The organism is Clostridium sp. 1001283B150225_161107_B6, assembly GCF_015556325.1.
In the GTDB taxonomy this organism is placed as follows: Bacteria; Bacillota; Clostridia; order Lachnospirales; family Lachnospiraceae; genus Enterocloster.
The window spans coordinates 373,829-397,977 of record NZ_JADNMD010000002.1 but is presented as its reverse complement, the minus strand read 5'-3'; the positions used below and the strand labels follow the sequence as shown (position 1 = coordinate 397,977).

General features: G+C 44.9%; 21 protein-coding genes. All 21 read right to left on the bottom strand.

Annotation, left to right across the window (positions count from 1 at the left end):
• Positions 1–131: 131 nt before the first annotated feature.
• A complete protein-coding gene (locus tag I2H39_RS06860; protein WP_048931273.1) occupies positions 132–866 on the bottom strand; it encodes a DUF5131 family protein in 735 nt (244 codons plus the stop codon).
• 150 nt (positions 867–1,016) lie between these two features.
• Positions 1,017–2,522 carry a DUF3800 domain-containing protein gene (locus I2H39_RS06855; protein WP_118077277.1) on the bottom strand — a complete coding sequence of 502 codons (1,506 nt, stop codon included), beginning with the start codon at positions 2,520–2,522 and terminating at the stop codon, positions 1,017–1,019.
• 76 nt (positions 2,523–2,598) lie between these two features.
• A complete protein-coding gene (locus I2H39_RS06850; RefSeq protein WP_048931275.1) occupies positions 2,599–3,042 on the bottom strand; it encodes an N-acetyltransferase in 444 nt (147 codons plus the stop codon).
• 140 nt (positions 3,043–3,182) lie between these two features.
• Positions 3,183–4,793, bottom strand: coding sequence for an antirestriction protein ArdA (locus tag I2H39_RS06845; RefSeq protein WP_347708572.1), 1,611 nt, complete (start codon positions 4,791–4,793; stop codon positions 3,183–3,185).
• A gap of 65 nt (positions 4,794–4,858) precedes the next feature.
• The gene (locus I2H39_RS06840; protein ID WP_048931277.1) at positions 4,859–5,320 is read right to left on the bottom strand and encodes a hypothetical protein; all 462 of its coding nucleotides are present in this window, start codon (positions 5,318–5,320) and stop codon (positions 4,859–4,861) included.
• A gap of 157 nt (positions 5,321–5,477) precedes the next feature.
• Complete coding sequence (locus I2H39_RS06835) at positions 5,478–7,133, bottom strand: recombinase family protein (protein ID WP_048931278.1); 1,656 nt, start codon at positions 7,131–7,133, stop codon at positions 5,478–5,480.
• Positions 7,057–8,058, bottom strand: coding sequence for a recombinase family protein (locus I2H39_RS06830; RefSeq protein ID WP_048931279.1), 1,002 nt, complete (start codon positions 8,056–8,058; stop codon positions 7,057–7,059). The genes I2H39_RS06835 and I2H39_RS06830 overlap by 77 nt, the downstream gene beginning before the upstream one ends.
• Positions 8,059–8,060: 2 nt before the next feature.
• Positions 8,061–9,668, bottom strand: coding sequence for a recombinase family protein (locus tag I2H39_RS06825; RefSeq protein WP_048931280.1), 1,608 nt, complete (start codon positions 9,666–9,668; stop codon positions 8,061–8,063).
• A gap of 77 nt (positions 9,669–9,745) precedes the next feature.
• Positions 9,746–9,907 carry an SHOCT domain-containing protein gene (locus tag I2H39_RS06820; RefSeq protein ID WP_181988625.1) on the bottom strand — a complete coding sequence of 54 codons (162 nt, stop codon included), beginning with the start codon at positions 9,905–9,907 and terminating at the stop codon, positions 9,746–9,748.
• A 146-nt stretch (positions 9,908–10,053) separates the two neighbouring features.
• Entirely contained in the window at positions 10,054–10,464 is a 411-nt protein-coding gene (locus I2H39_RS06815) for a recombinase family protein (protein ID WP_048931281.1), read from the bottom strand.
• Positions 10,465–10,558: 94 nt separating this feature from the next.
• A complete protein-coding gene (locus tag I2H39_RS06810) occupies positions 10,559–10,903 on the bottom strand; it encodes a type II toxin-antitoxin system PemK/MazF family toxin (RefSeq protein ID WP_048931282.1) in 345 nt (114 codons plus the stop codon).
• A gap of 934 nt (positions 10,904–11,837) precedes the next feature.
• The gene (locus I2H39_RS06805) at positions 11,838–12,248 is read right to left on the bottom strand and encodes a sigma-70 family RNA polymerase sigma factor (RefSeq protein ID WP_048931283.1); all 411 of its coding nucleotides are present in this window, start codon (positions 12,246–12,248) and stop codon (positions 11,838–11,840) included.
• A 2,656-nt stretch (positions 12,249–14,904) separates the two neighbouring features.
• On the bottom strand, positions 14,905–15,135 hold the full coding sequence (locus I2H39_RS06800) for a hypothetical protein (protein ID WP_092364917.1): 231 nt from the start codon (positions 15,133–15,135) through the stop codon (positions 14,905–14,907).
• A gap of 36 nt (positions 15,136–15,171) precedes the next feature.
• Positions 15,172–15,765 carry a class I SAM-dependent methyltransferase gene (locus I2H39_RS06795; protein ID WP_117634114.1) on the bottom strand — a complete coding sequence of 198 codons (594 nt, stop codon included), beginning with the start codon at positions 15,763–15,765 and terminating at the stop codon, positions 15,172–15,174.
• The gene (locus I2H39_RS06790) at positions 15,762–16,574 is read right to left on the bottom strand and encodes an ABC transporter ATP-binding protein (protein WP_092364911.1); all 813 of its coding nucleotides are present in this window, start codon (positions 16,572–16,574) and stop codon (positions 15,762–15,764) included. Before I2H39_RS06790 ends, I2H39_RS06795 begins: the two co-directional genes overlap by 4 nt.
• On the bottom strand, positions 16,571–17,617 hold the full coding sequence (locus I2H39_RS06785; RefSeq protein WP_002565657.1) for an iron ABC transporter permease: 1,047 nt from the start codon (positions 17,615–17,617) through the stop codon (positions 16,571–16,573). Before I2H39_RS06785 ends, I2H39_RS06790 begins: the two co-directional genes overlap by 4 nt.
• Positions 17,617–18,801 (bottom strand): nitrogenase component 1, encoded by a 1,185-nt coding sequence (locus I2H39_RS06780; protein ID WP_092364908.1) that lies wholly within the window; start codon positions 18,799–18,801, stop codon positions 17,617–17,619. Before I2H39_RS06780 ends, I2H39_RS06785 begins: the two co-directional genes overlap by 1 nt.
• Before the next feature lie 39 nt (positions 18,802–18,840).
• Positions 18,841–20,166 (bottom strand): nitrogenase component 1, encoded by a 1,326-nt coding sequence (locus tag I2H39_RS06775; protein WP_117634113.1) that lies wholly within the window; start codon positions 20,164–20,166, stop codon positions 18,841–18,843.
• Entirely contained in the window at positions 20,163–20,939 is a 777-nt protein-coding gene (locus tag I2H39_RS06770) for an AAA family ATPase (protein WP_092364902.1), read from the bottom strand. The genes I2H39_RS06775 and I2H39_RS06770 overlap by 4 nt, the downstream gene beginning before the upstream one ends.
• Before the next feature lie 40 nt (positions 20,940–20,979).
• Positions 20,980–22,101, bottom strand: coding sequence for an ABC transporter substrate-binding protein (locus I2H39_RS06765; RefSeq protein WP_092364899.1), 1,122 nt, complete (start codon positions 22,099–22,101; stop codon positions 20,980–20,982).
• A gap of 1,488 nt (positions 22,102–23,589) precedes the next feature.
• Entirely contained in the window at positions 23,590–24,135 is a 546-nt protein-coding gene (locus I2H39_RS29090; protein WP_240305385.1) for a DUF6176 family protein, read from the bottom strand.
• Positions 24,136–24,149 lie beyond the last annotated feature (14 nt).

The following is a 24,149-nucleotide window of genomic DNA, read 5'->3' as shown; positions in this document are numbered from 1 at the left end:
GCCCTATCATAACAGCCTTCTAGCTTGTAATTAACAAAAATGACCAGTCAAGTCCAATTTTATCGGTCATTTTTATTATGTATTATGATGCTTAATTACTCCTTAAATTTATGCAAGCTTGTATCTCTTATTTAATTATTTCTTTCGTATCTGTAATTCACCCCAGCCTTTTCCGCTTGGTGCATCTGGTCTTTCCGCTCAATATGATAGATACGGTTTCCTTTTTTGAATTTAGCACCTGTCTGTTTGAACCAGAAAGGAATATCATACTCCACACACTGCTGCATGATTTCTAAGATCCATGCGTAATCACAAATCCTGGCCTCTGGGCCAGACTCCCCGCCACAAGTAACTTGTTCAATTAATCCGGTTGCCAGATACCTACGAATCTCAATCCATTCCAGCATTGGTTCATGAATAATCGTCCGGTGTCTGATTGGTAAATTCAGAAAAATGGGGAGCCGATAGTCGGCCATATTCTGATTCTCACAGGTACAGCAGATTGTTACATTGTCATATCCTTCTCCCCAGTCTTTTGGAAGTCCAACCTGGAATCGATGGATTCGTTTTGTAATGATTACAAAATGCAGGTCATCCCTCTCCCGAATCATCTTCCATGCTTCAGGCCGCCATTCATCCGCTTCTTCTACAAAAAAGTCTGAGGTCATGCAAGTATACACGGCCCCCTCGTCCGGCTGTAATTTATATATACCTTTTCGATTCCGCTTTACCGGCAGAGCAAAGCTGGATGTCCTGGCTATGATGCTGCTGTCTTTTCCAAATTCGGCGTCTCTGCGGTACACATAGCAGTTCAGACACCCCGAACTTACTTTTCTACATCCGTGCCATGGATTCCAGGTTGCCATAATGCCACCTCCCGCATATTTAGAAGCCTTATGGTATGTTTCAAAAATGGTTGATCCGATAACATCTCCCTTTTCTATAACTGGAAGTTATAGAATTTCTTTTCATTATCTTCCTTTGCTTTTTTCTTTTCTTCTTTTTTTGCCTTATATTCAAAGTATATCCACATAATATCTTCCATTAATATTAGAAAAAGTCACTTTGGTAGGGAAAAGGTTCATTCCCCTGGCAGCCATTCCAACAACACTACAAACCCACTCACTTAGTTCATTTGGAAGTCGAAAGCACTCAGATTCTCCATCTTTTAGAATTGTTATTATTGGAGTGAATTTCTGATCCACCCCAACCGATAATACATCAAAAGTCTGAGAACCTTCATGCAACGGCAAAAGAAGTTGGTTCACCGAATCAAAATATACCTTCCCACCCCTTGAGTTCAAATATGATTCTTCATCAAAGGGAATTACAGGCTCAATGGGCAGTTTGCATCTTCTCCGCTCAAAATACCTTGCCAACTGCTCACAAGCAAACGCATTAAAGTATTCGCCCTGCATATCTATATCAGCCCGGATCTGTTCGACAGATTCAAAATGGTTCATAAAATTAAGCAAAGCATTGAATACAACCAAATTATCAGAATAAATGCCAGAGTACGATTTGTACCAAGCTGGTTGCCATTCGCAAATAAGACGATATAGCTTTTTGTAAAGCTCTAATTGAACTTCACTCAAGCAAAACCAACCTACGTCCAGAATCTTTTTGTTGGTGCTTTCATCAAGAGATTGGTATCGTAAGGAATCGCATAACCCCTTCAACAGCTTAGAAATTATTCCCGCCATCATATCTGCCATACGAAGACCTGAATGTTCCATAGAACCGGCTTCATCTGAATTATCCAGTCCTATTTCACGGGCAGACTTTAGAGTTTTGCTTTCTTCCTCCGCTTTACCTTCTTTATCAATAATAAGTGAATAGTTCTGTAAATTTTTCTCCTGTAGATACTTATAGACCCCATCAAAAGGCATATGATAATCCCAATCAAGCTCTGGAGCATCTGAAATTTCATCTAATACGAGTAAAATTTCTTGAAATGCCGTCGTCTCTGCTTGTTTCAATTCCAAATCGTTTTTATTAAATTCAACCCTATCTCGGAAAAACTTCTTTAGTTCCTCTAAAAAGTCTTTGGGTGATTCGTAGAGGCATTTAATGATTTCCCTCGGGTGATATATAACGAGAGCCTTTGTAATGGAATACTTCATAAAGTCTGCATCAAAGAGAAAACTGTTCTCGTACCCTTGAAAAACCTGCAACATAAGGTATTCGATCTTGCTGGAAACAGAAAAGTAAATATGAATTTCCTCGTCAAAAAGCGACAGAAAATCATTTATAAACTGAGCATTCTGCTTATTAAGGGAGGCAAAACCATACTTAAATTGTTTTTGCTGAAACATCGTACTTTTGATTTCACCATTACGATCTTTTCTATCTGCGTACTTAGCCTCAAAAGAAGCATGCCGTTGCAGAATATCATCCTTCTCGGCTGACCATCCTACAATCATGGTTACGAAATTATCATAATAATTAGAGGCACTTACTGTCTGATAGTTGATTTTTCGACTATGCTCAGACTCATCATAGTAGAAATTATATTTAGACATTTTGTAACTCCTCCTTCATAATAAATGACAATTTATAAGTAACTGCCCAAAAAGTTATTTCATCCACCTTATCAAGCTATGTTCCCTCATTTAATTCGCTGTCCTCATGAAACACCATCAGGTACTCCTGCTCCCCAGTTCCTTTCTCTGTCATGCTGTTTTCAACACGGAATCCTTCCGCCTGATAAAATGCCACAGCGCCTGTATTCTTCTCATATACATGCAATGACAGGCGCTTTTTCCTCTTTACCTCTGAAATCAGCTGATGGCCGATCCCCTGCCCCCGGTGTCCCTCCGCTACAAATATTCCGGCAATATACTCTGCGTCCATGCCAATGAAGCCTTGGACCTCCCCGTCTTCCTCAAACACATACACCTCTGCATTTGGCAGCACGGAGCGGACTGTCTCGAAATTCTGTCTCCAATACTCCTCTTTTATAAATGGATGAGCATTTAAGTTTCCCTCCAGCCAAATCTCCATAATCCTATCCAAATCCCGAAACTCAAATAACCGAATCATCTAATCTGACGCCTCCTCGTTCTACTGCTATTATACAGGAGCAGACATGATAGCGCAATATGTTTTCAGAACATTTGTTCTTTTCGTGCTTAACCACTGTTCTGGGCTTGCATTGAAAACTTGTATTCAAAGACTTACTTTTAAAGCTGCAGCTCCTGCCCAATCTGACTTCCGCCCAGGTAGTCCCGCCGAAACTCCTCCTCTGTTTTTATAAACAGGTTGTCATTATTGTCTGTATCCCAGAACCCAATATAAATCTCACCCATCTCCGTCTGAATAGGCCGGTAAAACAGTTCTTCTCCCCAGCCGCTATCTGCCATCGCCTTCCACTCTTCCATCACAGCCGCCAACTCCCGGTCATTTAATTCTCCGTATGTTCTTACTGTAAGCACACCCCAAAGGCTGCCGGCATATGCCTCTACATCTGGCGTCATAGATGCAACCCGTTTTTTAAGCAGTTCAGAAAACAGATATTCCGCCAGACCTTTCTCGGGGTAGCTTTTTAAGCTGGCCTGAATCTTTTCCCGGATCATGTTTTCATACGAGAGAAGTTCCTTCCCTCTTAAAAGCTCCGGCACAAAGGATTCACTTCCACTCCAATAGGCGGTTACAGCCAATGAATTGTATAGGCGGAATTCATGAACAGACGGACTCAGTTCCTGTATCGGATGTCCCTTATAGATGAGCGTGCCAAATGTTGTCTCCACCGGCCCATTCGCTTTCATTTTCTGCAAACCAAATTCTTCGAGACGGACATATGGTTCCAGTTCCTTCTCGATATAAATCTGATGTAAATTCAGCAGATACTTTGCATAGCACTCCGCTGACAACTCCTGAACCGGGAGGAATTCATAGTCCTTATAATTACGAATAATCTGACTTGCTGCATCTGCATCCCTTGGAACCTCAGCTTCTAGTGAAGCCAGAAGTTTCTTTCTCGACACAGTGGTTTTATCCGCCAAGTTCTGTATCTCCATTGCAATCTGGTTCAGCTCCCTAAATGTGAGCCGTGGAGGTAAGAACTGATCCAACTCCCAGATATTGCTGAGATAGTCTGCCACCTCATAAACGTCATATATTCTGCATTTCTCCTCAAGGGCCTCCAGCTGTTTCTCCGTCATAGGGAAATAATAACAGTTCTTTTCCGGATACTTCTTATCAAATACCAGATACACCCGGAATACTGCTGTCCCAGGCTGCACCACTTCTGGATTCTGCGTCTTTCCTACTTCCGGTTTTGGTGCCTTGATTCTTGTAATAAGCCCCTCATCTGTCAACCTCTCACTGGCTTTCATATGGAAACGGCCATACGCCTCATAATCAAAATAGCCGGTCAGTTCCACCGGCAGCGTTCTCCCTTCCCGCTCAAACAGATCATGTCCATACTGTTCTAGGGATTTTATCTCTGGATGGCATTCGTACTGGTCTAAATGCTCCATTACCTCCACAATCCGTATCAAAGAATCCGGCTTTTCATTCTGCAGCACAGTCTCGAAGACAGCCCGCTCCTGTTCCGTCCAGGAACCAATCTTTGCGGCAAGGTAGTTTAACTGTCCAAGGTTTGAATCCTGAAACACAAATTCTCCAATTAACAGATGTGCCAGACCGGACACCGGCGCTTTCACATCTCCTATGAATGGAATCATCCTGGAAGGATGGTACCCGGCCAGTTCCTCCTGGACCTGTTCTGCCTGTTCCTCCGAAGCCGGCAGCTTCATCCAAATTCCGCCATCCCAGTTTTCACGCTTCACAAACACTTCCATTTAAGCCCCGCTCCCTTCCTTATTCCTTCTATATTAAACATGGTTCCGATGATTTAAGTAAGGATATTACCCGGCAGCGCTCCCGACTGTACTTCCTGCCCCTGAGACTCGTCCTCCTTCTGTCCCTGAACCAGTTCTTCCGACTGAAACAGAGACAGATATCCATTGACCACCTCCGCTATCTTCTGGTAGTCCTCCTCTTCCATCTCACAATTCCACCAGACAGAATCTTTATACGATCTCAGTTCTGGCCCTGCCATCCGTTCCCCTTCCGTTTCTTGTTTCAGACCAGTCACATCACTGATCAAAAACTTCATCTGATCCACCAGCCCATTGGTCCGCTCCAGCACTGAGACGGTAAGCCTGGTATACCCACTGTCCATAAAGCCCTGTCCCAGCTCAATCTTCCCTCTGAGATTCTCCTCCAGTCTCCCATAGCAGGCTTTCCCCACATAATGCATATCCTGCATCGCAATCCGCCCTTCAAACATCTTTTTCAGCTCTTCCGATATCATTCCGCTGTTCCTCCCCGTCTATCGTTCTTACTCCTCCCTGTAATACCAACAATAAAACCCCCAGCTGTGATAAGGATATCACACGGTGTCTGGGGACTTTATTCTTGCCACTGTCAGGATCCCGGCAGGCAGGAATCCGTTGATTCTGCCGCCGGTCTTAGTCATATTCATTGATTCTCTGGGTCATCACAATCCCTGAGTGGAACTGTATTTCAATCTTATCTTCGCTGATTACCATGATGGCCTTAATCAGTCGCCTGACCAGTTCGTCATCAAACTGGCGTTTTAGGTAGTTGGTCTTTTGGATGTACTGACCCATACCTTCCACTCTCTGGTCGTAGGCTTCGGCCAGCTGCTTTTCCCGGCTCAGCTCTGTCCTCTTTTTCTTGAAGGCCCGGATCTGGTCCGTGATCTCCCGATACGCCCGGTCGAACTCCTCATCGGCGCTCTCCGTTTTAGCACTATCCTCGATTAGGGCCAGCATCTGTTTCTGCAGTGCATCGATCTTCTCATCATATTCGGTTGGCTCCACGTTGTCCGAGTAGCTGCCCAGGATCCGGATGACATTATCCCGGAAGGCATCGATGAACTCCCCTTCATCCTTTACCACGGAGTTGATGGCCTCCATAATCGCTTCGTGGAGCGCTTTTTCTTCCAGGCTGGGGGAATGTTTACACTTCTTGGTTCCGCTCTTCAAGCGGCTGTAACAGCGCCACACCGGCTTCTTTGTACCGCCGTTCACCCATACCTGCCTGCGGTAAGGCTGTCCGCACTCTTTGCAGTACATGATGTCGGCCAGCACATACTTGGAACTGTATTTTCCCCGGATGGTGGTTCCCTTCTTTTTTGCCGGGCGGTAAACATTCGCCCGGCGGGCCCGTTCCTCCTGTACCTGGTAAAACAGTTCCCGAGGGATAATCGCTTCATGGTTGCCCTCGATGTAATACTGCGGTACGATTCCTTTATTGACCGCCCTCTTCTTTTCCAGGAAATCCACGGTATAGGTTTTTTGCAGCAGCGCATCCCCCATATATTTTTCATTCATCAGCATTTTGGAAATCACCGTGGCATGCCACACGGTGTTTCCTGTCACAGTCCGAATTCCTTCCTTTGTAAGCGTCTCTGCAATTTTGTTAATGCTGTTTCCTTCCAGGTATAATCGGAAGATTCTGCGGACCAGCTTTGCCTCATCCGGCACGATGACCAGATTTCCTTCTTCATCCTTGGTGTATCCCAGAAATTTATTGTGATTTACATACACCACTCCGTTTTCAAACTGCCTCACATACCCCCAGTGGACATTTTCACTTAAGTTCCGGCTTTCCTCCTGGGCCTGGCTGCTAAGGATGGTAATCAGCATTTCCCCGCCATCCCCCAGGGTATTGATGTTCTCCTTCTCGAAATACACGGCAATATTCTTTGCCTTTAATTTTCGGATATGGGTAAGGGAGTCTACCGTGTTCCTGGCAAAGCGGCTGATGGATTTTGTGATGACCATATCAATTTTCCCTGCCATACAGTCATCAATCATTGCTTGAAAGTCATTCCGCTTACGGGTCATGGTGGCGCTCTTCCCGTCATCTGCATAGATTCCTGCAAACACCCATTCCGGGTTGCTGTTGATTTTTTCTGTATAATAATTCACCTGTGCTTCATAGCTGGTCTCCTGCTGTTCCTGCAAGGTACTGACCCGGCAGTAGGCGGCTACCCGCAGCCGCTTATATTGAGCCCTTGTATCACGGCTGAATTCCGGATTGGCTGGAATTACAGAGATGTTTTTCTTTACAACGGTTGCTGTTCTGGCCCGTCTCATCCGGTTTCCTCCCTTCTGCTGCTTCCTGGATAGGAAGCTCAATTTTTACACCATTCATTAATTCATATTCGAACCGTCTGTCCTTGTGAACGGTAATCCGATGTATCGTTGCCTTAAAAAGTTCACTATTAAATTCTTTTTGGAGTGGATTTTCTTCCAGGACTGTTTTCAGTTTTTCTGTCTGGTAATTCTGGTCCTGAATTCTGGACACCCGGTACTGTAATCTGGCCCGCTCATAAATCAGCCGTACCATCTCCTCGGATGGATACTCCGGCTTTTCCTCCAATTCCTGCAGCTTTCTGGTCAGTTCTGCCGCCTCACGGCTATATGGCAGGCCCTGCACGATGGTTTCCGGCTCTATCTGGAACCTCCCCTCCTTCACCCCTCTCATCAGTTCCATAAATGCTTGGATGATCTGGCTGTCTACCAGGAATATGTTCCGGCAGCACACCCTGTTTTCATTTATGTAGTGCTTACATTTCCAGACGATTTTTTCTCCCGGCTGTCCGCAGTGCTCCACGTACCGGCGGTAGGGCTGCCCGCAGACTCCGCAGATCAGACTGCCTGCGAACATAGAGCGATTCCCGAAGCTGTTAGGCTGCATGACACGCCCCAGCTCCCTGCTCTTTTCTTTCCTGCGCTCCTGTACCTGGGTGAACAGTTCTAGTTCTATCATTGTTGGATAAAATTCGTCTCCCAGATACTTTCGATTCTCCAGGATTTTTCCAACCGTCCCATGATTCCACACCGGCTTATGGTTTGCATTGAGTGCCCCCTGTTCTGTAAGTTTTCTCGCAAGCTGGTACAGGGAAGCTCCTTCTGAATACTCCTGGAAGATTCGATTTATAATCTCTGCCGTTTCTGGATCAATTACTATTTTTCCTTCCGCCATCCGATACCCCAGCGGCATATGGCGTTGTCTCATACTTAGCTCACCTCCTGTTCATTTTCTTCCAGTTCCAGACCATTCTTCAGACGGAATACCAGCCGGCGTCCGGGCAGCACTGTGATACGTTCCACCAGCAGTAGGAAGAGTTCCTCGTCATACGCTTCCAGGATGGCAGGACGGTTGCGGAAGACGCTTATCAGATATTCGGTCTGGGATATCTCCCATTCAAAGGCTTTCTGCCCCTGCAGCTGCCGCAGCCGCCTCCGGTCCGCTTCCAGCTGTGCCTCAATCTGGTTCTGTCTCTCAATAAAAATGGCAGAGCTTATGCTGCCTTCGGTTAATACCCTGCCCAGCCTATAGCCCTGCCGTTTTAGTTCCTGAATATTCTGTTCTATCTCCTGCATTTCCCTGTCTTGCTCTGGGTTGCCCTGGATTGCCTTCAACGCCGCCAGCATGGGGATCAGGATCTCCTCATAATTGCTGGCTAGCCGGTTCCAGAGCCTAAGAAATGCAGCCTGGATGACGTCCTCACGGACTGCCTTCTGGCTGCATTTCTTACTGTCTTTAATATGCTGGTAGCAACACCACTGGATTTTTTCATATGGCTTTCCGATGTAGATTTTCTGCCTGCGAAATTTTGTCCCACACTCCCCGCAGAGAATCCGGCTGCTGAATGCATACCGCTTCTGATATACACTGGTATCCTCCACACACTGCTGTTCCCTCCGATACTCATAAATCTGGCGGATAGCCGCAGCCTCCTCTCTGGTAATGATGGGCTCATGGTCATCCGCTATCAGATACTGGGGCAATTCTCCCCGATTGTTTTTGCGAGTGAATGGGACTCCATCGGTCGTATAGGTTTTCTGAAGCAGCAGATCCCCTTCATATGCACAGTTCTGAAGAATCCCCTTTACCACACTGTCCAGCCATTCCTTTGCTCCACGGATCGTGGGAATCCCTGCTGTTTCCAGTTCTGCGGCAATGGTGTAGGACCCTTTTCCTCCCAGGTATTCATCAAAAATCCAGCGCACGATCTCTGCCTCTTCTTTTTTGATAACCAGCTCTCCATACTCATTATTCTCATAACCATACGGTGGACTGCTTATAATGAATGTACCATTTCGGAATCTCCGTACTACCGACCACTTATTATTGGTGGAAATACTCTCGGATTCTCCCTGGGCGATAGAGCTCAAGATGGTTATCATCTGTTCGCTCTTTTCCATAAGGGTGTTGACCCTCTCCTTCTCAAAGTAAACGCCTATCCCAAGGGCCTTCAGTTCCCGGATAGCTTTGATGCTGTCCAACGTGTTTCTGGCAAACCGGGTCACGGATTTTGTCAGGATCAAATCAATTTTTCCCTGCCGGCAGTCCTCCATCATCTGCTGGAAGTCATCTCTCCGGTACAGCTTTGTGCCGGTCCTGGCTTCGTCTGCATAGATACCGGCCAGCACCCAGCCCTCCTTCTCTCCAATCAGCCGGGTATAATAGTCTACCTGGGCTTCAAAGGAATTCTTTTGGTCCGCTGAGTTCGTACTGACGCGGCAGTAGGCGCAGACACGTTTGACTTCCACCGCATTGGCGGCGGAACCGCTGCTAACAGGCTCGATTTTTATGATTTTCTTTACAACCTTCTTCTCCATAGGCTTCTCTCCTTCCTTTCTTTGTTCTCCTGTTAGCACCACACAATACCACAAGTTTTCAGATATATCCAGTGTTTTTACCCATATACTTTCGACAATTCCGGAGAAAATGTTTCCCGATTCAAGGCATCGATTTTTTTGTATTCCTCCTCTGAAATAAAGCCATTTTCCAGCATCAAATTCAGCAGTTTCCGTGCTATACTGTACCGGACTTCGTTTGTTTCTTTCTTCTGTCCCATGGGTCTGCCTCCTAATGAATGGATAAATTCAGACCGTATTCCGGTATCGCTAATGCCGAATCCTTTAGCACAGAAGTGCAAAGCATTTCCGGGCCACACTATACCGGACCTCGTTCGTTTCTTTCTTCTGTTCCATGGCCTGCCTCCTAATGAATGGATAAATTCGGACTATCTTCCGGTACCGCTAATGCCGAGTCCTTTAACACAGAAGTGCAAAGCACTTCAATCTTCCCCTGTTTCGGCGAATAAGCCTCCACACCAAAGTTCTGTAAAAACTCTGCATAGACAATGATGTCCTTTGCATTGCGACTCAGACGGTCGGGACCGCTCACCACCAGGATATTCACACCCCCTTGTGATACCGCATCGGTCAATGCCTGGAGTCCGAGCCGGTTCATATCCCGGCAGGAACCAATGTCCTGGGAATGACCGACTACCTCCCACCCCATGCGGGAGGCATATTCGGTTAGCTTCTGGTCCTGCCGCTTCAAGCTCCCATACCGGTCCTCCGGTGCATCGATCCGGGTATATACCCATGCTTTTTGCTTTTCGTTCATAAGATCCTCTCCCTCCTATTCTGGACTACAACGTTCAATCGAACTTTAAATATATATACGGCTCGGCTCTTTCTGTGGTTTCGTTGTTTTCCGTCTAACTAAGGCCGATGCTGATCCGCAGCGCATGATCTACCTGCTCCATATCCTCTTCCGGTAACCGGCCTATGCACTCTCTCAGGCGGACACGGTCAATGGTCCGGATCTGCTCTAACAGTACAACGGAATGTTCTTTCAGGCCGCAGTGGCTTGGACTGATTAGGACATGAGTCGGCAGCGGATGCTTGTCCTGTCTGCTAGTTACGGCCGCTACGATCACGGTTGGGCTGAACCGGTTGCCCATGTCATTCTGGATCATCAGCACCGGCCTTATGCCGCCCTGTTCGCTGCCGGTTACCGGTGTCAGGTCTGCATAGTATAAATCGCCTCTTAAAATATTCACTTTGGTTATCCTCTCTCATGTCTGTTTTTCTGAAAACAAAAAATCCCCTCACTTGTATTTAGCAAGGGGATGAAACTCTATGTAGTTTTATCCCGTTCTCTTTTAAAACCAGACTTTACTCAAGGGATAGTTTTCCTGCTCCTTTTGGTAATCCTCTCACTGCTGTTTCCAGTCGATGCTGTCATGCTTGCAAGGGTTGTGATGGACCGATTCTGCTCTCCCAAATCGGATATACATTGCTACTGTCTTTTTGCTATCATTTCTCATGATCGCTTCCTCCTCTGATGGTCTATTCTTTCTGTACCACATCATATCTGGCTTATCATAAAACAGCTATCACCATATCTAATAAGTACGCTTTGCCAATCTGACAAAGATTCAGCGTTTCAGTAAAAATATATCTGATGGCGGCGCTTAAGATACAGCTGCCGCCACACAATATAAAAACGTACTTGTTCTTCATTTCATTTTTATTAAATACTTTATGCTCCTATTCGGCACACCTCCCCGGAGCCTGGCAGTCGATTACAACCAGCCCTGGCAAGGCCGTCATAGGCACAGCTTCTTTTGCTGCCTCAGCCGGGATCTCCGGCTGCCGCCCTCATTGCGTGATCCCTCGGTCAAGAGGGGCTGTGACTAGACGGAAGTATCATCATAGGCTGCCCAGGTCATGGCGGTATGGCCCGGCCACGGGCCATTTAAAGAACAGAAAAAACCGCTCTGCACCTTCGATATGATAAGATTAACAGGACACTAGAGATCCTGCAGGTGGTCGTGGCGTATCTTTCTATGCCGCTTTCGCTTTCGCGCTGGACAACTAACGTATCGTAATCGCTGGATATAAAGTTTTCAAAGAACAACGGGGACTGAATAAGCCCCTTCACTCCTATAAAGGAAAAAGTGAAGGGGCCCACAACCTCAGAAAACAAAAAATTTATTCTATTTTTTCACGGAGCTTTCTCAGAAGCCGTTTCTTCCGCTTACTCACTGCCTGCTGGGTAACTCCGAGACGGGCTGCCAGTTCGCCTTCCGTAATCCCAGAAAAGAACAAAGCATCAATCAACAGCCGTTCTTCTACGTTCAGTTCTTCCAGCGCCTGATACAGTCTGCGGTTATCTTCGGCCCGGATCATTTCCTCCTCAATTCCCGGAGCCGAACGGACCACACGGTATTCCGTGTTCACCCCTTCCTCCTGGAACCGTTCCAGCGACATCTCGATCTGCCGGATGACACGATTCTGATATCGTTCCGCCTCACGGGCTTTATGATAGGCATAATAAACTTCTCTGCTCACTTCCACACGTTCTCTCTGTACAATAATGGTATAATTCCTTTCTTCCGCCATAGGGCTTGTCCTCCAATTCTTAAAATATGAAATGAAGAACAAATCCGGAGGTGAACGACACCTGGTATTTTGAGCAAAAATGCAAAGAAAATGCTGATTGAGTAAATTATCAGCCCTGGATTCCTGCCTTTTTTTCTTATCTTTTGTCTGTTTTAAATACATTCAATTTTCAAACATTAGACATCTCTATATCTAACAGAAGCAGCGAAAAACCAACATATCAAACTTCCCGTACATCAGCTGTACTCAAGGAGATCTGTTCTTTATGACCATGTCAGTAAAACCTGTTCTTCATGTTTTTTATCTACTAAATCCAATGTATGAAAAATGACCAATCATTACAAATAAGGTAAGGAGCTCAAATTAAACTTTTTTAACTACTATATAAATAAGCCACCTACCTAATTATATTTCCTACTTATTATCGATTCTTTTATATGTCAAAATCACATTCATTAACATTTAAAAAACCTGTTTTTTACTCTAATCTGTTATTTATAAAACTTGAATAACGGTATAACGATCGCTCAGACTAAATATTAACAAATAATGCATCTCTGCAAACTACTATATAATCTTCATAATAAGATGACGAATTCTATATTTTCATATTACTTTTTAACAAATGGCATAACTTTTCGTAGTGAAATTATTCTGTCTCAATCTACACATATAAATAGAGTAACAGGACACCATAGCTCCTGTAAGCTGACAGAGAAGTCTTTTTTTCTATACCAATTGCCGTATTCGCGCTAGACAGCTAACGTAGTGAAATCGTTGAATATAAAGTTTTCAAGGAACAACAGGAACTAAACAAGCCCCTTCACTCCTATAAAGGAAAAAGTGAAGGGGCCTACAACCTCATATAACAAAAATTTAGTTTTATCACGGAGCTTTTTAAGTCTTTTCTTAATGCCTACTCACCATCTAATGGGTTATTGGAGGGTAGTGTACCTTTCATTATCCCTGTAGAGGATAGTCTTTTATTTAACAATTGCTCTTTTAAAAATTTGATAAGGTCTGTAGTTATTATACGGATTATTTTATCCTGCATTCCCAAAGCTAAATGCAAATACGTAATTATAATTTTTTATTTTAGAATCATTCCAGATACATTTCCAGCCCAGAAACTTTCTCTGGCTATGGAGTGGCAAAATAGTATTTTGTTAAGCAAGGCGCTTATAAATCATTATACTTAATAATAATATTTGTTGCGCAATATATAAATGTATAAAATCTCAAAATTATGTATATATCAACCTTTTTACTCATACCAATGTCTTCATAGATAAAAATAATTTTTGTAGAGCAACCTGGTAATTATCAAGAAAAACAGTATAACCTTCCCTACTATTATGGGATAATACTCCTTGTACATTGACCAAACCAGCACTACACTTGCTCTCCAAATCATCTAAAACCTTTTATTCCGCACATAAAACAATCATCCTTTTTATGTACTTGTTTCGACCATAAAAATTCGTAACGTTGTATAAATGATTCCATAAATTTTTTTATCTTCCAATAGATTTTAAAACATCCATTCTTCTAAATTCAGTTAGCATCATACCATCCACAACAATAAAAACTGTCATATCAATAATAAGCGTTATGGAAAATACGCTATATACACCAAATCCGGCAATATAAGGCATGATGATAGGCCGCAGGTTGTAGATGGCTATTTGGCGAAAAATAACCAGAACACTCGCGTAGCTCTGCCAAGAGACTGCATCAGAGGCAGAATCACAGTTCAGACTCCCAATAAAATATATTACAGTAGAAACAGACGGAAATCCCCTACACCCAGTTCCACTACGGACGGCGTTGTAATAAACATAGAGAGAATTGTCTTCGGTACTAACATAATCGTCAGTTAGCAAATAAACACTAATAAAATTGCTGTGATTGCAAATACTTTCGTAATATCCTTTACCCGGTCGCACTGTTTTGTATTGTAATTGGTTCCGAACGCTGGCTGATATACCTGAGAAAGTCCTATAAAGGAATAAATGCAAAAGGCACTACCCGGTATGCCACGCCGAGTATAATCTGCCATGTATCTCCGCCATGCTGCGCCGCAAGATTATAAAGTACAGTTTGCTATACCAGTATCGTCACCTGCATCAGCATCGCAGAAAAACCTACTCCAAATGATTCCCGAGAAAAGCGTTTTTTCAATGCGAATTGTATTAATTCTTATTTTTTCGCTTAAAATACCAAAGAGAAGCCATTGCATACGCGCTCTGCGAAGCCACCGTTACATATGCAGCTCCATCAATTTTCATGCCATAACGTTTTGAAGTAAAATGAACATCAGAGCTTCCCCAGAATATGATTTATTGGAAACTATTCGTGTAATTTTAAAAATCGGAGTGTTTGCCTTTAAAGGAGCATACTGACGTGATCATGGGAAACGGATAGTTCAGTGAGGCTGTGTTAATAGATTTGATCGTGCTCAGCCAAACTCTCCCGTCTCCATTGTGATCAATATTGCCAGATATATAAGCGGTCAGTAACAGGATTACCTGGATTCATCTGCACCACTTTGGTTATTGTTCTTCCCTCTTTTCTGAACTTGCTAATCGTGGCTTCAGCGCTACGGGAATGGATCACAAAACGACCGTTCCAAGCAATTTTACGAGGAGCCAAAACATCACTGTTTAGTGTGAGCATAGCTAACGGAGCTTTCTATGATATTGGATACCTTGATAGCAGGCACTAACGGTACAGATATGCATCCTGTAGTATTCTTATCCTGTTGCCGCTCTTCAGCACTGGTCATCACAAATTTATCAATCGCGCGTTCCCACTTCTCCTGACGAGCATGATCGCGGATATTTGATACAATATCTCCTATCTTGTAATAAAAAATAAAAAACTCCATCGGTGTCGGACAGAGCTCCTGAAACGATGGAATTTTCTATTTTTTTACTTCCAACCAACACCCTTTGGATATATCATCCTCGAGAATGATGCGGTAATCCGACAGCATGGCCTGCCGGGCAAAGGCATCGTAATCTTCAAGAGTATATTGGCGGGGGGAAGTTGTTCTATCTGAAGCAGACATGGACCCATAGATCCTGCGGCGCATGGTTTCCGGCATATACCGTCCGGCGCCCACGCCGACAATGGCACATCCACCAGGCTTCAGTACCCGATAAATTTCAGTTATTCCCTGGACGGGAACCGGCCAAAAGCCGATAGAACCACGACACATGATAAAATCCGCCAGGTTATCCCGTAAAGGCAGTTTTTCCACATCAGCGCACAGGGTAGAAATTCGGTTATCCACCCCCAATTCACACAGGCGGTTCTGTGCGGTCCGAAGCGCTTCTCCGTCAATATCCACCAAAATCAGGTCCATTGCTGTTACTTTTGCCAGCTCAACCGCCAGATTTCCAGGTCCTGTTCCAATATCTAAAGCCACACCGGCAGACAGATTGTAATCGTCCAGAAATTGCTGGATCAGGAGCGGATACATTGGTTGCATAAAATCATAGCTAAACGGAATCATGTTATGCCACCTCCTCTGCTGTGAGAAGCAATACGGTAAGGAAAAATGTTCTGGTGTTCCTGGCCATCTGCTTGAAAAGAAACAATTTTGGAACGCACAGAAAAGAATCGCTCAATATTTTCCTCGTTAAGCAAATCCTTTGTCGCACCAAACAGTTTTTTCTGTCCCAGTCCCAGCATTAGAGTCTGATCCGATATATTAAGGGCATGATTTGGAAAATGCGTGTTGATCAGGCAGGCGGCGTTCATTTCACGCGAAGCACGCTCAATGGCATCCAGAATGCGAAGTTGGTTTTTCATGTCCAGATTGGATTCCGGCTCATCTAACACCAAAAGCTGAGGTCTGGAAATTAGCGCTCTGGCGATCATCACCATCTGAAGCTCTCCTCCCGAGAGCTGATTGCAGTATCGGTCAATAAGTTTCCGACACCCTAGCAAGTTCAGAAGCTCCTCTGCCTGATCGTACTGCGATTGATCAGGAACCTTAAAAAAGTTTTGGCTCGCGTTCAGGCCCATTACCACCATGTCGAGCACACGGTAAGAAAACACGCTCCGCTTCGCCTGCGGTACATAGCTGATCACTTGCCAAAGTTCCTTTTCTTTATAAGTCCGCAGGGGTTGGCCCGCAATAAAGGTTTCCCCTTGCTTCCAATGGAGAAAGTCCATAATGCATTTGAGCAACGTGGTTTTTCCAACTCCGTTTGGCCCCAGAACCGTCATGACCTTATGCTCTTCCAGCTCGAAGGAGATATCGGACAATATAGACCGGCTGTTGTAAGAAAAGCAACCATTTTTTACCTCTAAAATCATGTAGAACCTCCTGAAGTCTTTCGTAGCATCCACGCAAAAAAAGGCGCTCCAATGATCGCGGTTAGAATGGAAAGCGGGATCTCCGCCGCGGTGGCAGTACGGGCAATAGTGTCGATCAATAGCAGGTAGAGCGCACCAAGAAGCGCGCTGGCTGGTAATAATGCACGATGGTCATTGCCAACAAGCATCCGTCCAACATGAGGAATAACCAAACCGATCCATCCGATCACACCGCACAGAGAAACCGTCACACCGGTCATCAGTGTGGAAAGCACGATAACAACAGAGCGCAGACGATGAACATTGACCCCCAACGAACGAGCCTCTTCTTCATCCAAAGACAGAAGATTCATTTTCCAGCGCAGCGTCAGAAGTACTGCAATGCAGGGCAGGATGATCACGCACGAAACGATGATATCTTTATAAGAAGAACTGGCCAGACTTCCCATCAACCAAACTGTAATGGCTGGCAATTTTTCCTGGGGATCCGAAACATATTTAATAAGGGAAACCAGTGCGTCAAACAATGCCTGAATAATAACACCCGAGAGTACCAGAGTAAACAACTCCGTCCGACCATTTACTTTTGAAACCAGAAAAACCATAAGTACAGCCAGCAGTCCAAACGTTAAAGCGGATCCCTGAATAATGAGGGTGCTGGTAGACAGGAGAATACCTAAAGAAGCTCCAAAACCCGCGCCGGAGGAGACACCCAGAATGTCCGGGCTAACCAGCGGATTCCCGAAAATAGCCTGATATGTAGCTCCCGCCACAGAAAGCCCCGCGCCAACAATCATCCCCATCAATAGACGTGGAAGGCGTGAGCCCAGAATAACACTAACCCCAAAAGGATTCTCCGCCTTCAACGCCTCCAATGCCTGTCCATCCCGAAAGAGGGCTACTCCCATAATTCGGAAGGCTTCCAAAGGAGGCACCGAATAGCGCCCCACACATAACAAAATCAGAAACACGCCGGTCAATGCCATCGCCAACAGCAATACCATAGCACATTGTTTCGCTCGACTCAGTTGCGCACTTCTCATCACACGCCCTCCCGTAAAGCGGCATCCAGCAGTTCCAGGAACTTATCACCAAAGGGGCAGACCTGACTGGTCCATCCAAGGCGACTGGAGACTGCAACATGAGGAAGTTCCACATAACCGGTGGGGCTGTCGGCCCAATCCAATTCTCGGAAAAAGCCATCACCGATAACCAAATCATAGCGCCCAGAACGAATTCTTTCTTCAAGCTGCGCTTCGCTGATATGAGCCTGATCTCCAGAACGCATCAGCTGCTGGTCTGCGTCAAACAGGGTGCAAACGTCCACGGAAGTAAATTCTCTATCCAGTTCTAGGGATTCCCGCACACTGTTTGCCAAGAGCTGTTCACCGATGACCAATGCACAAAGTCCTTCATATTTTTCAACAGTCTTCTCCTCTTCTTCCAGAACAGGAACCTCGGATAAGAGATTTTCCAACTGAATCAGGAACCGTTGCAAGGGTTTCCGGCCAGAGAAACTTCCCGCCAGCCAAGACATTGCATACTTGCTCTCCAAGTATCGGCAGACGGGCAAGGCTGAAACCGTAAGAGCAATGTTGCAGGCCGCACTTACACTACCGCTAATCTCCTCCAAAGTGCTACCCATAGCCCATACAGAGCAAACAGTGAATCCTGCATCTTCCAAAACCTTGCGAAGGACATCCACATTCCGCTGATGGGTCAGGTCCAAAGGAGTGGCTCCAATGAGATTTACTGAGCGAGGAAGCACGTCTGTCCGGTGTTCAGGCAAAAAGGTTTTAGCCAACCTCAGAAGCGCCATTGAAACGCCGCGATCGTAAAAATCCGTCCCTTTGGTAGGAAAACTCATTGCTTTCTTGCCTGTTCTGTTTTCAACCAATTTGGCAAGAGCACGATAATCCGTTCCTAGAACGGCAGGAGAAGGACTACCTAGCAGTGCAAAAAACTTGCTGTCCAACCATTCATCTGCAGAAAGAAGTTTATTTAAAAAGATGCTATCATCTCCGAATACTGCCTCGGCGTCATCTAAATTAGATGTAAACACCCGGCTGCGCTGGTCAAACCATCGAGGTTCATCATAACCAGTGTAAGTGCCTGTGCATCCACCCGCATCATGGATAGCTAAAATACCACCCAATTCAAACAGAGTGCTACATACGCCAGAAAAATCCGGAGACAGCGTGGGTAAAATCGAATAAAAACCTCGCATAGAGAACCTCCTAACAATTGTTTATGAAAACAAATGGCTTTACACCACAAGTCCCTTGGTGTAGAGCAAAGCCCGGGCAGAAATATCACTGTTCAAAGCATCCTCCACGCCCTGAAGGAGAGCAGTAAACGCTTCAAAACCGTAGTGTTGGTCATCAGCGTCCAACGTAAACAATTTTGAAGACGGGCACACATAGGAGGCGGAAAAACCAATTGTAACATCTGCTTCTTCCGGGACAGCTTCCGCCATAGACATACTCGGATGATAGCTGGTATATACTGGCACATCGGGAAAACTCTGCTTCAACTGAGCGATCGATTCCCATTCATATTCCATAATAGCATCACTGAGCAGGAAGCTGATCTCCACTCCACATAGAGCCAGTGCCATGGCGATTTCAAAGGGAGAGCCGTTAACTCCAATTCCAACGCCTACCCGCAAGCCTTTCAAACGCCTCCGCCACTGAGAGATACTATCCATGCAACTCTCGTAGCAGGACTGCCAGGAAACTTTTCGTTCCAGGAAGGCTTCCAGCCCTTCATAGCCACGGCGGATCCCTTCCGGATGGTAGCGGATGAACTCTTTATGCCAGGGAATACCCAGATGACGCTCCATCTCCTGGCAGGCGACCCGACCAAAGGGCTTGATGAGCAAATTGTGACTGCTATGTCGCATTTCCATAAACTGCTCAAAGGTCTGGCAAGCGCTGAGCTGAAGCACCTTTTCGAACCCCGCCTCATTCATCAGGGAGAAAAACTCACCGTTCGGATTAATAGGCGAAAAGTGTCCAATCACATTGAGCGTGTCTTTGGGAACACGCGTATTCTTCTCCTTACAGAGAAAATCATAAAGACTGCGCTGTATATTCAGAGCTGGCGGCATACTGCTATTGGCTGTGATGGGATTCATGTGGCAATCCACAAAGGGCATCCCATACCGTTCAGTTAGACGGCGACACAGATTTTTGTAATCAGAGGCCAATAAATCATCGATGCAGGAGGCACAGATAAAGAATGCAGGAGGACGCTTCGATAGACAACTCAGAATGTCTTCTACAACAGCAGGAATGCGGTCCATATGGCTACCCAAGACCAAATCTTCCTCGGTAATATCCATGTAACGAATGCGGCTGCGCAATCCCAGCTGTATGCTGGAAACGGAGCCATGTCGGCCACAACCATGCGGCGCCACGAACAACAATACACTTTCCGGTACCAGCATCGCGGTTCGGACAATTCCCCATCCTCCCGCACTGGGTGCGCTGTAATGAAGGCAGGGTCCACTGACCACTTTTCCTTTAGTGCCTAATTCCGGCGCGGCGGGGTCAAGATTCGCGATCGTCAGGTGATATAGTTCTTTTTTCATACAGCACCTTCCTTCTGTTCCTCCACAGGTACCATAATGCGTTTGGCGATGTCGATGATGGTTTGAGAAACAGGAAGTTCAGAATCCATCTGGACCACGGTCATATTTTGCTCCTCGGCTCGCTGAATGTCGGAATCTCTCGGGACAACACCAATGATCTCTGTTCCGATCCGTTGCACAAAATCCTCAACAATGGCAATCTCATCGGGGACATTTCGACAGTTAAGAACGATTCCGCGAAGCTTAGCGTAACCGCGTTCCTGGAAGTTGTCCAAGGCCTTCTTGATATTAGCAGCGGCATATAGCGCCATTTTCTCGCCAGAGGTCACAATCACCACCTCATCAGCATATCCCTGTCGAACGGGAACTGCAAACCCACCGCATACCACATCGCCAAGCACATCGAAGAACACATATTCCGGGGCATAAACCTGAAATGCATTAAAATCGTCCAGAGTATCAAAGGTCTTGATAATGCCGCGACCAGCACAACCGCTTCCGGGTGTGGGGCCACCAGCTTCTACGCAGACGATCCCCCGATACCCCTTGACAGAAATTGCATCAAGACTGGGGCAAAGTCCGCCGTATGCCTGCAGTACGTCCATTACCGAGGTAAGTTCCTGACCTGCTCTCAAATTTAAAGTGGAGTCCGCTTTGGGATCGCAGCCGATCTGCATGACCCGTTTGTCCATTCCTGCAATCGCCGCGGCAATGGATGAGGTCAGGGTAGACTTCCCAATACCGCCTTTTCCGTAAAACGCAATCTTTCTCATAAATTCACACTTCCCTGCATAAATTTTCATTAAGTTTTATTTAACTCTGAGTATCACCCAAAATCTCAGCTACCATCTCATCTGTCAGCGTGAATCCGTACATCTCCTGATAAAAGTCACGCAGTTCGGTCTCCATATCCATATCGCCAAAAAGCTCAGGATGCTGAATTTTGGCCATCCATTTGATCGTCAGAGGAGTTTCAACTCCAGGGGGATCCCAGCGGTATCCACCGATAGGAATTTTATAGACCTCGCCATCCTTGACAGCCCGAACAAGGGACCAGTCCTGACCTTCCAGCTTGTTTTCCAACAAGTCGGAGGGCTGCAGATCGGTGAAGTTACCGATATATATGATCTCAGGGTTCCACAAATAGATCTGCTCCATATCAACATTCAGCTCTTCGCCAGACAGGTCTCCCGCAGGGTTGATAGCACCGCTGTTGTCCCATAAGTAATAGCCGAATCCCTGACCAGCAACCTTCAGATTGTCGGAAAGCTGTAGGATGCTTCTGAATTCAGAAGTGTTCAGAGTGGCAACTCTATCACTTACCTCCGCCACCTGAGCATAGAAATAATCGATCAACTCTTCTCCGCGTTCTTCCTGCTGATACAGAGAGGAAATAATGCGAATCCAGGTTTCCAGATCGTCCATAGTGCCATATTGGAGTGCAATGACTTTCAGACCTGCGTTTTCCATCTTTTCGATCTCTTCGGTCATATAGTTCCACTGAAAAACCACATCGGGTTTCAGCTTCAGCAACTCCTCTATATTGACTACGAAGCTAGTGTCCACCCAACTTGTGTCAACCTTAGCCATAGTAGGATACATATGCCGCAGCGCACTATCTTCGTAAGCAATCACGGAAGAAGGATTACAACCGACCATGTAATCATTATTCCCCATTACAGCGTAGAAGATATAAGGGAATGGCATGATCGTTGTAGCCAGTCTCTGGGGTGGTTCATCAAATTCAATGGTGCGTCCCAGTTGATCAGTGATCACAATTTTATCACTCTCTTGCGCGGACCTGTCCTCTTTATCAATTGTCTGAGTGAACAAATCCTCTGCTGTCGAAGTTTCCATCTGTCCTCCATTGGAGCAGGCACACAGAGATAGTCCCAGTACACACGCCAATAACAGAGATAATACTCTTGTTTTCATCTATAGTCCTCCTTCTGTCAATTAATCAGTTAGTTTTAACTAACCATTCTGTTAAAAAAGTCTCTCACTTGGAATGCGAAATATAAACCCCGTCAGTTAGTTTATACTAACCTTTTTCGACTTTACCACTTCCATCCAGAAATGTCAATACCTAATTTCATTTTTGACCAAATATCTAGTATACCGGCGCACGAATTAATTCTACAAAACAATCCCGGAACCGTCAAAAAACTCGGGATGGCAACATTTAAGAACGTGGCATCTCTGCGAGAAAAATTATCATGTTGTCAGATTATATAAAAATTGCTTACTTTTATTGATTTCAGCAAAGCAAAATATACAAACCAGAGCAGCCATAAAAACTCCAGACTTATACTGGTGAGTAGTTTTACTTATATGTGGTTGGCAACAATTGTATGATTCTTTGAAGTTTCTTTATGTTTACTGCGTTAGCTCTGTCATTGACAAACACAGCGCTCATTCTCTGTGCTCTCAAGTCTCTTATGTCTGATATATAGGTATTTCCATCAATCATGTTGGCAATTGCTTTTTTATTACCGATGCTAATGTCGGCCACGTTTATTAAAAGAAGGGTTAGTGTTTCATAGCCCAAAGGTACGAAGATGTGGTAGTGGAAAATACCGTACTACGAGAAGGTCCTCACAAAAATGCGATTTCCAAACATTATATAGGTTGCCAAGAACAGCACAATTCTCTTTTTTGTATCCAACTTTCTGTGCTCTTGCACAATAGCACAGAGACCATCAATGGACTTCATCATGTAGATGCAGACACAGACAATGCAGATCTTTACAGACCGTAGATATCTCCTAACACGGCAGCATCTTCAGTAACTTTATTGTATGTGTAAGGAGAATGGGATCTGTATTATTCGTGAGCCAGATTATAATACCATTTACAATAACCTCGATCATATGTGAATTGTCAAAGTTCAATGGAGTCTGCTACTGAAATGCTGCAGCCGATTCCAGAACTACATCCGAAACTATATCAAGACTACATCCTATTTAGGCAGAGGAGTCTCATGGTGGCCATAATTAGGTTCCAGGATATCAGTGGATTCTTTACAGCATTTGCTAACCCAGTTGTAAAAAGTACTTAGCACAATGCCTTTTTTATGACACCAGTCAGTGCGGCATTCATTAATAAGTTTTATCTGTTCCTGCATAAGAACACGTTTGTTATGAGTAGTTGTCATAACCTATACTCCAAAATGAGTCAAACAAGTTTAGCGCTAAACTTGTTGACTGTTTTTTGAATTATAATGGGTATGCTATCTCCAGACTTCAACTGCAATTGAAAGGTACTTTTACAATGTTCCAAAGAGTAGAGTGTGTTTATTTTTCTGAGGATATCTGGCAACGGTATAAACTCTTCTAAATGACATTTTCGCATCAATTACCGTAGTAGCTTTTGCATATAATTAAACAACGGACCATCGCAAAAAAGGATGATCCGTTGTTTTTATCATTTTTTCGAATGAAACACAGAAAAATCTCCCAAAACCAAGACAGGACTCAATTGTGTACAATCCTCCAAATCGACACAAACGCTCATGTATTCCATGTGTTTTGCATCCAATGGATTGCCGCTGTTTTCTGCAGTCTTAGCGGCATAGTCCAAGTCATCGGCCAATACAAACATATAGGCATATGCGGCCCCATTTTCTTGATTTAAAAAATAAATCTCCAAATGCTCTTTTTCATTTTTTAGTGTTTTATTTCCTTCCTCCTGATGTTCTTGAAGAAAAGCAATCCACTCCTGGGCCATTTCTTCCTTGCCATCTTTGATTCTCATACGCCATAACACAATATCCATGGAAACACCTCTTTCTATATTGGTTTTAACTCTTTGTTTGATATGTTTTCTTCCCTCAGAATGAAAAACAATATTTACAGCGCTCTTCCATAACCCTCGGAGCATGTATGAGCACAGTTTTTCATTTCTACTAGCCACTTTCAATGCATCAGACAAAATAGCCAGATGTACAATGTGATATTCGTACAGCCCCATATTCTTTAATAGCA